The sequence below is a fragment of the Gloeocapsopsis sp. IPPAS B-1203 genome (genome assembly GCF_002749975.1).
Lineage (GTDB): Bacteria > Cyanobacteriota > Cyanobacteriia > Cyanobacteriales > Chroococcidiopsidaceae > Gloeocapsopsis.
In genome coordinates, this window is record NZ_PEIG01000002.1 from 397,163 (window position 1) to 411,772 (window position 14,610).

The 14,610-nt window shown below is 36.9% G+C and carries 18 protein-coding genes and 1 pseudogene; 16 read left to right on the forward strand and 3 right to left on the reverse strand.

Annotated elements, in window-relative coordinates:
* Positions 1-40: 40 nt before the first annotated feature.
* Together CSQ79_RS05260 and CSQ79_RS05265 are read right to left on the reverse strand one after the other, a co-directional pair.
* A complete protein-coding gene (locus CSQ79_RS05260; RefSeq protein WP_099700131.1) occupies positions 41-1,078 on the reverse strand; it encodes a hemerythrin domain-containing protein in 1,038 nt (345 codons plus the stop codon).
* A gap of 384 nt (positions 1,079-1,462) precedes the next feature.
* The gene (locus CSQ79_RS05265; RefSeq protein ID WP_099700132.1) at positions 1,463-2,032 is read right to left on the reverse strand and encodes a hemerythrin HHE cation-binding protein; all 570 of its coding nucleotides are present in this window, start codon (positions 2,030-2,032) and stop codon (positions 1,463-1,465) included.
* Positions 2,033-2,298: 266 nt separating this feature from the next.
* Between CSQ79_RS05265 and CSQ79_RS05270 the strand changes: the two genes are divergently transcribed.
* The 15 genes and pseudogenes from CSQ79_RS05270 (at position 2,299) to CSQ79_RS05340 (ending at position 13,690) form a co-directional block, all read left to right on the forward strand.
* Complete coding sequence (locus CSQ79_RS05270; RefSeq protein WP_099700133.1) at positions 2,299-3,039, forward strand: LmeA family phospholipid-binding protein; 741 nt, start codon at positions 2,299-2,301, stop codon at positions 3,037-3,039.
* 222 nt (positions 3,040-3,261) lie between these two features.
* Positions 3,262-3,804, forward strand: coding sequence for a DUF2231 domain-containing protein (locus tag CSQ79_RS05275; protein ID WP_099700134.1), 543 nt, complete (start codon positions 3,262-3,264; stop codon positions 3,802-3,804).
* A gap of 99 nt (positions 3,805-3,903) precedes the next feature.
* Positions 3,904-4,112 (forward strand): annotated as a pseudogene (locus CSQ79_RS28805) (DUF167 domain-containing protein); the annotation flags it as partial.
* 302 nt (positions 4,113-4,414) lie between these two features.
* Positions 4,415-5,134, forward strand: coding sequence for a V4R domain-containing protein (locus CSQ79_RS05285; protein ID WP_099700135.1), 720 nt, complete (start codon positions 4,415-4,417; stop codon positions 5,132-5,134).
* Positions 5,131-5,580 (forward strand): hypothetical protein, encoded by a 450-nt coding sequence (locus tag CSQ79_RS05290; RefSeq protein ID WP_099700136.1) that lies wholly within the window; start codon positions 5,131-5,133, stop codon positions 5,578-5,580. Before CSQ79_RS05285 ends, CSQ79_RS05290 begins: the two co-directional genes overlap by 4 nt.
* Positions 5,581-5,595: 15 nt before the next feature.
* Positions 5,596-6,078: a bilin-binding protein gene (locus tag CSQ79_RS05295; RefSeq protein WP_099700137.1), complete on the forward strand. Its 483-nt coding sequence runs from the start codon at positions 5,596-5,598 to the stop codon at positions 6,076-6,078.
* 30 nt (positions 6,079-6,108) lie between these two features.
* Positions 6,109-6,762 carry a V4R domain-containing protein gene (locus tag CSQ79_RS05300; RefSeq protein WP_099700138.1) on the forward strand — a complete coding sequence of 218 codons (654 nt, stop codon included), beginning with the start codon at positions 6,109-6,111 and terminating at the stop codon, positions 6,760-6,762.
* 44 nt (positions 6,763-6,806) lie between these two features.
* Positions 6,807-7,289: a 2Fe-2S iron-sulfur cluster-binding protein gene (locus CSQ79_RS05305; protein WP_099700139.1), complete on the forward strand. Its 483-nt coding sequence runs from the start codon at positions 6,807-6,809 to the stop codon at positions 7,287-7,289.
* An 80-nt stretch (positions 7,290-7,369) separates the two neighbouring features.
* Entirely contained in the window at positions 7,370-7,837 is a 468-nt protein-coding gene (locus CSQ79_RS05310) for a bilin-binding protein (RefSeq protein WP_099700140.1), read from the forward strand.
* Between the two features lie 54 nt (positions 7,838-7,891).
* Positions 7,892-8,278: a hypothetical protein gene (locus tag CSQ79_RS05315; protein ID WP_099700141.1), complete on the forward strand. Its 387-nt coding sequence runs from the start codon at positions 7,892-7,894 to the stop codon at positions 8,276-8,278.
* Between the two features lie 92 nt (positions 8,279-8,370).
* Complete coding sequence (locus tag CSQ79_RS05320; protein WP_289500587.1) at positions 8,371-8,793, forward strand: tetratricopeptide repeat protein; 423 nt, start codon at positions 8,371-8,373, stop codon at positions 8,791-8,793.
* A 9-nt stretch (positions 8,794-8,802) separates the two neighbouring features.
* Positions 8,803-9,606, forward strand: a complete 804-nt coding sequence (locus tag CSQ79_RS05325; RefSeq protein WP_099700143.1) for a serine/threonine-protein kinase — start codon at positions 8,803-8,805, stop codon at positions 9,604-9,606.
* Positions 9,607-9,779: 173 nt separating this feature from the next.
* Positions 9,780-10,478: a hypothetical protein gene (locus tag CSQ79_RS05330; RefSeq protein ID WP_099700144.1), complete on the forward strand. Its 699-nt coding sequence runs from the start codon at positions 9,780-9,782 to the stop codon at positions 10,476-10,478.
* Positions 10,479-10,987: 509 nt separating this feature from the next.
* Complete coding sequence (locus CSQ79_RS05335; RefSeq protein WP_099700145.1) at positions 10,988-11,650, forward strand: SOS response-associated peptidase; 663 nt, start codon at positions 10,988-10,990, stop codon at positions 11,648-11,650.
* 501 nt (positions 11,651-12,151) lie between these two features.
* A complete protein-coding gene (locus CSQ79_RS05340) occupies positions 12,152-13,690 on the forward strand; it encodes a cellulase family glycosylhydrolase (protein WP_289500667.1) in 1,539 nt (512 codons plus the stop codon).
* Between the two features lie 13 nt (positions 13,691-13,703).
* Here CSQ79_RS05340 and CSQ79_RS05345 read toward each other — a convergent pair whose 3' ends face one another.
* Positions 13,704-14,078 carry a DUF1823 family protein gene (locus CSQ79_RS05345; RefSeq protein ID WP_099700147.1) on the reverse strand — a complete coding sequence of 125 codons (375 nt, stop codon included), beginning with the start codon at positions 14,076-14,078 and terminating at the stop codon, positions 13,704-13,706.
* A 228-nt stretch (positions 14,079-14,306) separates the two neighbouring features.
* On the opposite strand from CSQ79_RS05345, the gene CSQ79_RS05350 reads away from it, so the two are divergent.
* Positions 14,307-14,534 (forward strand): hypothetical protein, encoded by a 228-nt coding sequence (locus CSQ79_RS05350; RefSeq protein ID WP_099700148.1) that lies wholly within the window; start codon positions 14,307-14,309, stop codon positions 14,532-14,534.
* Positions 14,535-14,610: the final 76 nt, after the last annotated feature.

Sequence of the window (14,610 nt, forward strand, 5' to 3'; positions counted from 1 at the left end):
TGGGGATTTACCCTAACTAAACTGTAAACTATTTAGTAAACTAACTAGCAGCCATTTGATCTTGCAACTTACTCTTAGCTTCTTTAAATTTTGTAGCGAGTTGCTCACTTTGTTCATCACTAAAGTTGTTGCGGATCGCTGTAAACATTGTACTTTCTTCTTGGCGAATATGATCGCCTACCACATCCATGAGTTGCTTAACTTGATCCTTAAATTGAGAAGATGCAGGATCTAAAGCTTTGATTTGATCTAGCATTTTCTTCATCTCAGCTTGCTCGTCATACAATTCTTGGGTGTCATTTTCACCATAGTATGGACGAACGGCTGGATAAACAACTTCTTCTTCTGCTTGTGCATGAACCAGAAGATCCTTGTACATTTGACCGAAGTACTCTTGAATTTTTTGAGGATCGTTAGTAGCCCCAATTTCTGTATATAAAGTATTCACCTTCGCATGATCCATCCGGATAATATCCTGAATGTTCATGTCTTTTTTGTCAGAACCTTGAGTAATTACACTACCAATAACACCAGTAGCAGCTGCAGCTGCATCCTGGATTCGAGATAGTAATCCTTGGTCAGGCTCTTGTCCTGTCAATTCTCTCACACCAAGGCGTTCAAGCAGAACTTTAAATTGCTCTTGATGACCGCGATTTTCAAAGTTAACTGTGTTGATTGGACTAATTGCCGCTTGGACATCAGCACCAATCACTTGAGCTACCTTGTGAATTAGAACCCCAGTCATAAACTGCTTGTGCTTGAGAAGTTCAAACTGTGCTGCTTTTTCATAAGTGCTCAGTTCAGAACCTTGCATTAGCTTCTTGACAGTCTCTACAAACTGCTGTGTTGTTTGCTTTGGTTCTCCTTTGACACCATATTGAATGTATGCTGTTTCAATGACGCCAAGGTTCTTTTGGTCAGACTCAAGCATACTCTGGAGGTCTTTTTTACCCTCCTCGTCATTGACTTCAGACAACAACTGCTGCTCGCTAAAAATCAATAGTTCTTGAATGGCTTTTAAATCTGCCATTTTACTACCAAGTGCAGAGCGCTTTGTATCATCTAATGTTACAGGCATTTGTATCTTTCCTCTCTTTTAGCCAGCGTTCTTAACTTAGAATATATCTAGGCTACTCTGGGTAGTTCCTCTTTCTTATGACTGATTAACTCTCGTAGTTTGATAGAGAATAACTGTTGAAGTTATTTACAAATAAAAAGCCTGTATCTTTAAAACTTTCCGGTTAAAAAATACGGAACAATTAAAGATAAAGGCTATATTTTGAATTTAGGTATTTAAGCTATTTTTAGCTAAAAACCTATCTTTAGATCAATGTCAAAAGCTTTGATTTCAAGTATTCACCCTAGCGATAGATGTCTTTTTTTAATTCAAAACACCATTCATGTATACAAAAATGCTTTCTTGGAATTCTAGAGTTGCACTTTAACCTACTATACAGCTCTCTCAGCTAGCTGCGCTACCAAATACCCCTCTTAAAGCGGAAACAGCATCTTGAACTCTTCCCCAAACACCTTGGTCAGGATCTTTTCCTACAAGTTCGCGGGTACTCAAAATTTCTAAAACACCTTTGAGTTGTTCTTGATGCGCTCTATTTTCAAAATTGACTTGATTGAGAGGTCCGATCGCTTCTTCTAAATCTTCTCCCACAACTTGAGCTGCTTTATGAACTAAAAGACCAGTCATCGCTTGCTGGTGTTTTAACTTTTCATGCTCGAATACTTTCTCATATGGCGATAATTCGTCACCTGTCATAAGGTTTTGCACAGTCTCAACCAGCTTGTGAACTTTTTCTGGTGCCTCAGCCGAAACACCGAGTTTAGATATACTATCTTCGATAACCTGAAGATTCTTTTGATCGTCCCTCAGCATATCCTGTAGGCGATCGCGAATATCTGTATCACCAATAGCACTTAATGTTTGCTCGTTGCTAATGACTAGATTTTGGATTGCTTTCAAAGTAGCTAATCTGCTAGCGATCGCTTGGCGCTGTGTTTCATCAAGCGTAGTTGCCATACTATTACTTCTCCTATGACTCTGCTATAAACGAGAATAATTTTCAATAACGAGCTTTGCATAATACAATTTGGTAATTCATCCCTCTTATGAGTGATTAAACACGAGCAAAACTTAAAATCTTAAGATAACTGTGTACACAAAGTTGCATCAACCAATACAAAGAGAATTAAACTGTACTCCACCAGTTGACAGATACAAGGGTAGAGGCAAATCGCTAGATTGGCAAAAGAAATAGACTTACGTTCAAAGGAAAATAGCGGTTAATGTTTGACCAACCTGGAATGGGAGAAGAAGCACTTAACAAAGTAGCCGAGATTGGGTTAGCGAGCCAGCTTGACGAAGTGGAAAACTTAGACGTAGATATTAAAACCGATCCACTAAAGCTTATTCAAGGAGAAGTTGACTCCGTCACCATTGATGGCGATGGCTTGGTAATGCAAGGCGATCTCCGAGTAGAAGAACTTGATATGCAAATGAGTAGCGTTGCTATCAATCCACTGAGTGTTGCTCTTGGTAAAATTGAACTCACTAAGCCGACAGAAGCTAGTGTTCGTGCTGTTTTGACAGAAGCAGATATCAACCGCGCATTCAATTCAAGTTATGTGCGCCAACAATTACAACAGCAGCAAATCCATGTGGATGGACAACCTGTAACTGTTGATGCTCAACAGGTAGATTTTCGCCTACCAGGAGGAGGTAAAGTAGTACTAAATGCCAGCATCATGCTGCAAGAAACAGGAGAAACGCATCAAGTTGCTTTTTCAGCTGTACCATGTGTCAGCACCAGCGGACAAACAGTCTCCTTAGATAATGTCGAATATGGAGATACAGAGGAACTGTCACCAGAACTAACTCAAGCTTTGATAGCAGAAACGAGTGAAATCTTAAATTTAAGCAACTTTGACTTGGAAGGAATGACGTTGAAGATTAACAATTTACAAGTAGAAGCAGGCAAAATAACTTTGCAGGCTCAAGCACGCGTAGAACAAATTCCTTCTGGTTAAAATTGTCAGTATAAATAAGTAACACTTATAGCAATAGTCAATATAATTAAGAAGTTATAGAGGCTCAGAATCATTGTCTTGTAAAGTTTGCGCTCGTCGGAAAGCCAGTTCCTACAACGGGGGACACCTCCGCACACAACTTTCCGCTGCTCCAACTTACTTTTAACCCTGATCTCTGACCTCTGACGTCTGCTATAGTTTGTTCCTTAAGCAGGAGAACACATGGAGACACAGCAAACAAGGGGAACACCATATCCCAATATTCCACCAGTTATAGAAAGTGACGATCGCGAATATCGCGATCCTGGCGTACCTAGTACAGTTGCGATCGCCGGACATCCACTACATCCGCTCAGCGTTATTTTTCCAATAGCATCTTTAGCATTAGCTTTAGTCACTGATGCTGTTTACTGGTTCACGCGCGATCCATTTTGGGCTAGAGGTTCATTTTGGCTGATTGTGGCAGGTTTAGTAACTGGGCTAATTGCTGCAATTATTGGTATGAGTGATTTTTTACAGATTGAGCGCGTCCGCAAACGTAGCGCTGGTTGGGCACATATGGTTATCAACGTGTCTTTACTCGTTTTGACGGCAATCAATTTATACATTCGTTTGGGAAACTATGAAGCAGCAGTACTGCCTTGGGGATTAGTTATTTCTACCATCGTTGGTACTCTCACAAGTGTTTCTGGATGGTTTGGTGCTGAATTATCCTACCGTCATAAAATCGGTGTAGTAGGACCAGGAAGCCGTCTTCAGCCGTAGTCAATGAGACAATTAGCTTCTTACAAAGGGTAAGTTATTGCTTACCCTTATTTTTTATATATTTATGACTGTAAAACCAAATTTAGGTATATAAAAATCATGAGAAAAAAGATTAAAGTTAAGCCTAATTCTAAATTTCAAAGTATTAATGAACAAAATGAACAAGCAAATGGTGATCTCTTAGTTCATCTAAAATCACTCCAGTTGAAGGAAAAGCAAATGCAGAATTAATTAAAATATTTTCAGAGAATTTTAAAACACCCAAGACTAATATCAAAATTAAATCTAGCATTGCATCACGGCAAAAAAATAGTAGAAATTGTTGCACATTAAATACTCATTATTCTTTCAAAATAAAATATTTTAGTTATACAGTAAACATTTTAATTTGACATTCATTTGATAAAAAGTAAAATACGTAAAATCACTGATGATTGTCTAATTTAGAAAAAAAAGCAATTAAAAATTCGTAATTTTAGCGATGCCTGAAAGCTTAATCATATTTAAATTTTAATTAAAAGTTGTTGAGAAACTAGCATTTCAACGTCTTCATTATTTTTTTATTAAGAGAAAGCAAAACGTCTAATATTCATAGTGGAGTAGTTACTCAATGATTGTTACAGCAGATAGTGGACTTATTAGTAATAGCAAACTAGTCAAGAAGATAATTCATCCTCTTAAGCAGAAATATGCTGAAAGGCATGCTCATTACAGGTTTGAAGACTTTTTCCATTTTCAAACCGATGCGGGAGTTGTAACTGACTGGAATGATGGGCGCAATCTTTTTGCTAGTGAAGATTTCATTATCGGTTTAATTGAAGGCTTAGAAGAAGAAATTGGCAGTGCGTCTACTGTTGTGATGTACAACATTGGCTATGAATGGGGTAATCAAGACGCACAGTTTTTCCAAAATTGGTTTGAAAAAGAATATCAGAAAAAGATTCTCGAAGCTAACTCTATGTTTATGCTAGAGGCTTGGTGGTGGCCTTTTACTACCCAGGGTTGGGGTAACTGGGAAGTAGACATGAGCGAGCATAAAAATGGGTTTATGTTTGTGAATATTTTTGATTCTGCAGTTGCACGCACATTAGGCGATGTTGGAAAACCTGTATGCCATATTTATGCTGGTTTATTTGCTGGTTTCTTCAGTCATGTTGTAAACAAATCTCTTAGTTGTATTGAAATTCAGTGCTATTCAATGGGAGAAACTTATTGCAAATTCCTGTTAGGTACGAAAGATCGAATTGATGCTGCAACTTTTTGGCAAAATGAGGGGGCGACAGCAAGAGACATTGAGAAGCGATTGCAGCATGGAGAGCTTCTGAGATGAGAAAACAAAATTCCCAATTATATTTATCAGTACTAGACTTTTTTAAATCTAACTACTGGGAAGCTCAACATTTAGCAAGCGATACAGAGCAAGACTATAGCCACTTTCTACAATCTTCTTGGCAGCATTTATCGGTAGAGAAGTTTCTAGTTTCAGGAAATTGGGATGGGCAAACAGTTGCGCAATCACTGACGCAGGTAAAGAAACATTGGCAATATTTATCAGTAGATAGTTTCTTTAGCTCGTGTAATTGGGAAGGTCAACGCATAGAACAAAACTGGTTAGATGAACCAAGTTTGTGGTTTACCCAGATCAGCAATTTTGTGAAATTTATATCATGGGAAGGAAAAACAGAAATCGGTGCATTACCAAAAGAATGGTTAGATTCAAAGCCGATGTCTGTATTTGAAGTAGCACCCGCATTGAAATTAACTGAATTATTTTAGAAAAGCATAATAGTTATGTATTTAGAAATTCAAAACTTAATTTATCAGGCTGAAGCACAATATCTACCTTCTCAAGAAACAGCAAAATTCAAAAAATATACATTGTCACTAAAATTACGATTAGCAGTTTATGAATTATTTCGCGATCGCGAAATAATTATTTTTCAAGAAATTGCCGATAAAATATCTACTGATTTTCCTCAAGAGACGCGAGCAAACCTAGAACGCGTGCTTAAAGATTGGTTATTAATTGTCCGCTATTGTGCTATGGCAATGCTGTTGAACGATACAACGTTTCTACGACATAGACTTTTAGAATGGCTGACAGATTTAGTACAAGTTCAGCAGCGAAGAACCATTGATCGAAAGATTTACGAATTATTGCAAATTCAACTGCAACAACTGTTCACAAGTGAACAAATGGCATTAATAGCACCTTTTTTAGAGCAAGCAAATCATACATTTTCGCAAGATAACTTAGCTCACTTAGCAGGATAAATTACTAACAACTACAGTAAGAGATGAACAATGATTAGTGTTGCAGATTTAGTTAAAGATAAATATTTACCTGGCAACTATTTTGCTTCGGATGCATACATCAAAGGTGATTTTGAATCAGGTTTAATTGAAAATCGTCGAGGCGATCGCCTACTTGCTTTACCAGAAACTTTCCTAAAAGGAATTTACATAAGTTTAGAAAAAGAAATTGGTCAAGCTAGTGGTATTGTACTTGCTAACTGTGGTCGTTGGTGGGGTAAGAACTTTTACGCCCGATTTGTTCAAGAAATCAGTGACTACTACGGTAAAACATTAGCTGAAATGGAAATGGTAGAGTTTCTTCAGTGTTTAAAGCAATGCTGGAAAACTCACGGTTGGGGAACATTTGATTTAGATATTAGTTATTACCAACAAGGATTTCTTGTCGTAAAAACTACCAATTCTCCTTTTGCTGCTGTTGCACCTAAAAGTCATCAACCAGCCTGTTTTTTGGAAACAGGTATCCTAAGAGCTTTTTTTAGTCAGCTAACAGGGCGCGATCTCGACTGCGTGCAAACCACTTGTGAATCTTTAGGCTCTGATTGCAACTATTTTGTCTTAGGTTTAGCCCATCGTCTTAAACCTGTAACTACCTGGCTAGAACAAGACCATGCAACCATTATGCAGCAGCTATGTAATAGCTAACAAGTTCGCGTTTTAGTTACTTGAATGAAGAGTAAGAATCTGACATGGCAAAGACGATCAAGCTAGAATCCATTAATCAAGAAACATCAGTGCAAACAAATGCCAACATTTTATCTGCGTTGTTGGCAAATGAACTTGATGTCTTACCAGAATGTGGTGGGCGGGGAATGTGTGCTACTTGCCATGTTTTCATTAAAAAAGGTATGGAAAGCCTTTCACCACTCAGCCGCCGTGAAAAGCGCACGTTGGAAGTTATTACCCAGGTGCAACCAAATTCTCGTCTTGCTTGCCAAGCTTTAGTTGTGGGTGAGGGCGTTGTTGTAGAAATGCCCTCTGGAACATATGTTAATGCAATTGAGGATATTGAAGCATTAATTGGTCGTCGTGCCGAGAAGGACATTTTACATCCTCTCAATGGCAAGGTTTTAGTTGAAACTGGTAAATTGATTACTCGTTCAATGATTACTCAGTTGCAAGATAGTTACACCACAGCAGAGGAATATTTAACGCAAACTCGTGAAGCCTAACTCGCTTCAGGTGCACATTTGTATTTCTCATCAGGTGAAATTGAACAAAATATAAAGAATTATTGAGGAAAATAAAATCAATGTTGACACAACTATCTCGTTTAAGTGTAGAGGCAGATGGGCGATATGCGACTGCCGAAGAATTGCAATTTATTAACAACTATTTTCAGACTTTTGATTGGCGGTTGAGTGCATACGAAAAAATTACTAAGGCAGAAGCAGAAATTCTTGCTCGCACAGAAGCAAAAATGCGCGATATTGATCCAAGTTTATTTCAAAATGCTTCTGGAGATTTTACTCCAACATGGAGAAAAGATATTATTCAACTCCTAACATTTGCCACAGCTACTTTGTTAGTTGACGATCAAGAAAGACTCAGAGAAGGTATGCTAATTTGGCACGCTACGATCGCAAAGTCTTATAAATTTGAGCGCACTTGTAAGATAACTTTTGAAGTTATGCCAGAGGTAGTTAAAGAATTCTTAACTTCAGAAGAAGCTGCACTATTTAACCCAATTTTAACACTCAATCAAATCGTACTAGGATAAGAAATTTAGTCATCGCGATACTAACACTTTTAGCAGTTTAGTTAAAAAGGTATTATGCAAAAACAAGTATTGTTGAATAAAAACTATCATTGGTTGGAAACTGTTGAAGGTTTTGCGGTAATTGGTTCAGTTGGTGGGGCGATCGCATCAGCTATTTCGCAACAAGCGATCTTTGCTTCGCTTCCCTTATCAGCAGCTGTCTTACTCAATTTGGTAAATCGTAGACTTTTAATAACTTCAATTCAGCATCAACAAGCTGCAATTGCTGAAGTATTAGAACATAGTGCAATTCCCCAAGAAAGATTTACTTCTATCTCTAGCCAAGTTGCACAACTACAGCAAGCAAATGCTAACTTCAGTCGCAGTCATACTGAAAATAATACAACAGTTGATCAACTCAAGCAAAAAATATCAACATTGAAAATAAGATTGAACAACTAACTTATCAAATTGCAGAGTTACAAAAGAACAGTAGTAATTCTAGTCAACCTTCAGAACAAACACGCCAGAAAGCGCCTGAAGATATTCAAAAGTTGTTAAATGAACAGGCAAAACTTGCCAAGATTGTAAATTCTTTACAAGAAATCGACCGTTGTAATCAAACGATTCAACTCGATCCTAGTTCGGCTATAGCCTACTATAATCGCGCACAGACTTACGAACGGTTAGGAGAGAAAGCAGCAGCGATCGCCGACTATAATCAAGCTATTCGCCTAAATACTAACTATACAGAAGCTTACTACAATAGAGGACTTGCTTATGTAGACTTAGGACATAAAAAGCAAGCACTTCAAGATTTTCGCGCAGCTGCAAAACTATTTTTTGCCAAAGGTGATATTGAAAACTACCAAACAGCCAAATCTCTTTGTCAAGAAATACATCAATTAAAAACACTAAACAATGACAACAATAGTAGTCCAATAGTAGAAAATATGTTTTCTGCAACGGTAAATTAACCTGCTTTTATGAGTTCCCAATATCAAATTATAGATTTGCTAGGGCAAGGGCAATTTGGACGAGTTTTTAAAGCAATTTATATACCAACTGGTAGCTTTGTTGCTCTCAAAGAATTAGAAAAAAAGCGTTTTCCCACTTACAAATTTTTACGGGAGTTAAATTTTTTAACACAGTTACAACATCCTAACATTGTTGCTTGTCAAGCTATAGAGCATACTGAAAAAGGACGCTATTTAGTATTAGACTATTGGGATGGTGGTAATTTACGCCATCTTATGCAGTCAAACAATGCAATTACTGTAGTTCAAAGCTTGAAGATAATTGCAGATATTCTTTCTGGTTTAGAATACGCTCATACTCACGGTATTGTTCATTGTGATATTAAGCCAGAAAACATACTACTACTTCAAAATGAAGTAGGGTGGACAGCTTGTCTTGCTGATTTTGGAATAGCGATGAGCCAAAGTAGCATAGAAATTAATTTAGGATCGCCTGCATATATGGCTCCTGAACAATTTTATGGTCAATTCTTACCTACTTCTGATTTGTACGCAGTTGGAGTTGTACTTTACGAAATGCTATTAGGTTGTCGCCCCTTTTCTGGCTTACTTGGAGAATTAATGCCTGCACACCTAACTCAACCTGTAGAAATTCCTAATACTATTCCTTTTCTTCTGCGCTCTACTATATCAACAGCATTACAAAAGCTACCTGCGCGCCGCTTCACCTCTGCTACTGAGATGTTGAAATCAATACAAATAGCTTTAATGGTTGAACAAAGTTCAGATAACACAGATAATCAGCAAATATAAAACAGTAAATATTTGTTTTAAGTATTCTAAACTTTATCCTTGAAAGATAAAAGCACCAATTTTTTAAAGTTTAGCAATAAATAAATATCTCATGAATTTTGCTAAATATGAATTTATAAATATATGTAGTTTATTTAGCGCTTATAGTTAATTATTTACAATATAATAAAAACATGGATTTTGCTACAATAAAAATATCTTTTAATACTTGTTACTATATTCGTAAACTTCTACTACAATGTGAAAGTGAGTTAAAAGCACTACTTAGTCAATCGGGGATATTTTTTACCTCAAAAGAGATTTTAGAGCAATTACTTGAGAGTGTTTACTTAGAAGAAGCATTACAAAATCTACTAGTAGAATTGTATCAAGAAGAAAATTTTATTAATAAAGTGGTAGAGCAATTAGAAAATCTGGTGAGACGACATCAAGCGATACTGCAAAAAGCTGATATATCTCAAGAAGATATTGATATAAAGCGAAAAATCTTTCTCTTATTAGGTTTTAAGCGAATCATAATTACAAATCAAGAGATATTTGATGCCTTAAGTCAAATTAGTCTATTTAGTAAAAATTATCTAGGAAATACATTAACAATTAATAGTTGGCAGAGCACTTGTCCTGATAATGATTGGCTAAAAAAGATTCAAATAGAGCGTTCAGCTAAGTTTACTTGTTTCGATGAGGTTCAACAATTAAACTTAAAGCAACTACAGTTGATTCATGAATGGGTAACTGCTTTTGGTAAACGAAGTTCGGCAGTTATACGGGATTTTACTAAAATTCTGAATGAAGAAAGAATTGGTGAATTGCCTAATGGTGTATTGCTTTTGTCTATTAATTCCTATGCAGCTTGGGTAAATATGCTCTAAAAATTATTGTGCAATGTGTTGTGCAATGGAAATATATTGAGGTTGATTGTAACTCGTTTTATCCATGCTAAAATTACTAGAAATGAGGATAAATTAAATCCACCTTTGTGTCTAATATGATGGTAAGTGAATAGTTCGATATCTGCAATGGTATAGTCTTTGTCAAAAAAAGTCATGTTGTGCCAGATGCTTTTCTATGATAGTTAGTGCAGTATAATCAGGTGGGGATGTTTGAGCAAGAGTTGCTTGATATTCTTCAGCTTTACCTAAGATAGAAATCAAGAATTGAGAAGTAGTACTATACGCTTCGTGAGTGCATGGTTCAAAAAAAAGTCATCTCAGCACTTGTGCTTTAGGAAGAAGTTTTGTTCCTTGACTATTGACTTACAATAAGGCGTACCTTGCAACTATTTCAGAAGGTAAAAAATTGTAGAACCGTAGCATAGCAGATTTAGCTTAGAGGAGCGATCGCAGAAATTTTATAATAAGTACACTACCTAGGTAAAATCATGTGCGGAAGATATACTCTCACTCAGTCTGCTGAAGCGATCGCCGCCGCGTTTGGGCTAGATGCAGTACCAGAGATGGAACTCAGATATAATATTGCACCAACTCAATCAGTACCTGTAGTGTTGTATTCTGCTGAAAAGCAACGCCAGTTGAAACTAATGCGTTGGGGTTTAATTCCCTCATGGGCGGAAGACGCTAGTATTGGTTCGCGCTTGATTAATGCACGTTCAGAAACTGTTAGCGAGAAACCATCTTTTCGTGCAGCGTTTCGCCGACGCCGTTGTTTAGTGGTAGCAGATGGATTTTATGAATGGCAACGTCAAGAACATAAAAAACAACCATACTACTTTCATCTCCAGAATAAGCAACCATTTGGTTTTGCAGGGTTATGGGAACATTGGCAATCTTCAGAAGGAGAAAATATCGAAACTTGCACAATTCTAACGACAGAGGCTAACGAGTTAATGCGTCCTATTCACAATCGTATGCCAGTTATTTTAAACTCTCAAGATTATGCTCTTTGGTTAGATACCACCGCACAACAAACAGAATTGCAGCATTTGTTTCATCCATACTCATCACAAGCAATGAACTCCTACCCAGTGAGTACCTTGGTAAACAAACCAACTAATAATAGTGCCGAGTGTATTAATAGCTTATAGTCTATGCTAGACAAATAATTGTAGGCATATCTTTAGTGAGATTAGGCATTTGTTTGTTGAGAGCTGAGTTATTAGTTAAGTAGTTAAAATTATTAGATCTCTAACATAAATAATTGAATGTAATTTTGCTTCTCTTGACCTTCAACAGAAGCGTTATGGATATCTTTCTGAGTAAAACTGCTTGACTCAGTATAATTACAGAAATACGAAAATCAGTAAAAATACGCTGGAACTCTCTAAATATTATATTTATTTTAATTTAGAACATAAAGCTGTAAAGTTTTGATTAACGCAGCAGACCAAATTAAATAAAGTCTTGATGAACAAAAATGAGTTCATTATTAATCTTGAATCCCTCATTTTTGTATAAGGCTTTTTAGTAAATAATGGCTAAGTTTAACAATTTAGCGACTTAAGTATGGATATGTGCCTCACTTTTGCAAGTGGGTTGTTGAGCTTTACTTAAAATTTAGCATGAAAGGTAAAAGACATTTGACTTCTGTGATAAGAAATCGCTATTCCCTAAATATTTTATTAGGAACGCTAGCAATTTGGGGAATAAGTCTAACTGCAATTGCTCACAAGACTATTGCTGCTCCACCACCAAATATTAGAGTAGTAGGCAACAAATTCCAAGATTCTCAAGGTAGTACTGTGGTATTGCGCGGAGTTAGTCTTACAGATGCAGAACATATTAGTAAGAATTTTGGCTATAAATTTATAATTGATTTACTCACAGATCCGAGTAAAAACTGGTACGCCAAAATTGTTCGCGTTCCTGTTCATCCTCATACTTGGTTAGAAAACGAAGCCTTTTCTCAAACTAAGGCAGATCGTCACTTCAATCAATACTTAAAACCTTTGATAGACTACGCTAGCTCAAAAGGATTATATGTCATTATAGATTGGCATTATGTGCAAGATCCACGCAACAAGCAAAGTCAAACACTTGCCTTTTGGAAGTACATTGCACCTAAATTTAGTTCTTACGGCAATGTTCTCTACGAAATATACAATGAAAACTCTAGCAATGCTAGCAGCGGGATGACTTGGAGTACTTGGAAAAATCTAGCACAACCTTGGATAAATACAATTCGATCTGCTGGTGCACCAAACATTATTCTAATCTGTGGTCCTCAGTACTGTCAGCATATGCGAGAGGCAGCTGATGCTCCATTTTACGATCCTATGTTTCCTAATTCGCCAAATTTAGCTTATGTTGCACATATTTATCCAAGCTTCTATTCACGGCAGAATGGTTCACAGCGACAAAAGTATGAATACGAAATAGGCTACTTGGCTCAACGTTACCCAGTTGTCGTAACTGAGTGGGGCTGGGATGAAGATATGTCAGGCACTGAAGTTTATGGAAATCAAAATACTTATGGAAATGAATTAAAGAAATTTATTGATGACTATGGCTTAAGTTGGACAAGTTGGGTAGCAAGTAATAACCCTTGGTATCCACAGTTATTTTATGGTGATTGGACTCCTCGACAAGGTCCTCGATATCATGGAAGTTTCACGCGAGATTGGTTGTCCGAACGCAATAGTAGCCCACCATCAACAAAACCATCAACGGTAAACTTCCCAATCCGCATCGCAGCAGGAAGCAATACAGAGTTTATTGCATCTAATGGTAGTAAATGGAACCAAGATCAAGGTTTTTTAAATGGTTCAACTGTGAACCGTGGTAATATTCCAATTGCTAATACATCCAATGCTAGACTTTACCAAACTGAACGTTATGGATTAACAGGTTATGCGTTCACAATTCCTAATGGTAACTATCTTGTCAAACTACACTTTGCAGAAACTTACAATGGTATTTCAGCGAAAGGACAACGCGTATTTGATGTAGCCATAGAAGAGGAAAACCTGAATAACATTGATATATACTCAGAAGCAAAAGGTAGAAATATTGCACTAGTCAAATCAGTCAATATCACTGTAAAAGATGGTCAATTAAATATCAAATTTATACCACGCGCTCAGTTACCATTGATTAATGCCTTGGAAATAATACCTGTAACAAAATGAACAACAAGAGAAACTAAGCATTTTTGTTATTCTGCTGCATATAGCTTAATAACCAATTTGCAACTGTTGCGCGACGAGTTTGGCGAGGTCCAAACTCACCAATTTTATAGCCAGAAAAACCGAGTTTCTCTTTTAAAAGTTGCTTGTTTTCTGGAGGAATCGAACGAGTTAGCTTGACTGTGGCTGGACGACTTTCAATAAAGTTTGGTGGTTGTGGATACTCATCACGCCATTCATCTACAACTTGTGTGTTATCCCACATATCTATCGTCTCATCGTAACGATAGCCTAAATAGTGCCATACCAATTGATTAACTGTGACATCGTCAATAGTATCGTTAATAATTGCCCAAATTGTTTCTGGACACAGTGGTAACATCTGAGGCATATTCATAAGCTCTAATTATTTGAGTAAAACTTTTTAAAAGCTAGAGGATATGAATTATTTTAGGCTTTGCCAGCTAGTTATGCTGAGATTTTGAGGAATAAATTATAATAGTTTGAATTAACGCTTCTAATTAATATCTACCTCTGTTGGAAGAGATGGTGGGTAAAAAAATTATGACAAACTGATGACAAAAGCCAGCGCCTCAACTCCGTTTTTGGGAGAAGGATTATGGGAATAGATGATTTTCTGAGAAATATACCAGGATTTCCGCAAGGAAGATCCAAGGATGACGATCGCAAATATCGAGATGATGACGATCGGCGTCACAGGTATCGCGACGACGATGACGATGATGATGACCGACGTTACAAATATCGCGACGACGATGATGACGATGATGACCGACGTTACAAATATCGCGACGACGATGATGACGATGACGATGATGACGATTGAATTAAATTAAGTTGTAGCATCAAGAAAAACCTCGCCTTTGTTTCAAGTTGTTTAAGATAGACAAAGGCGATTTTAT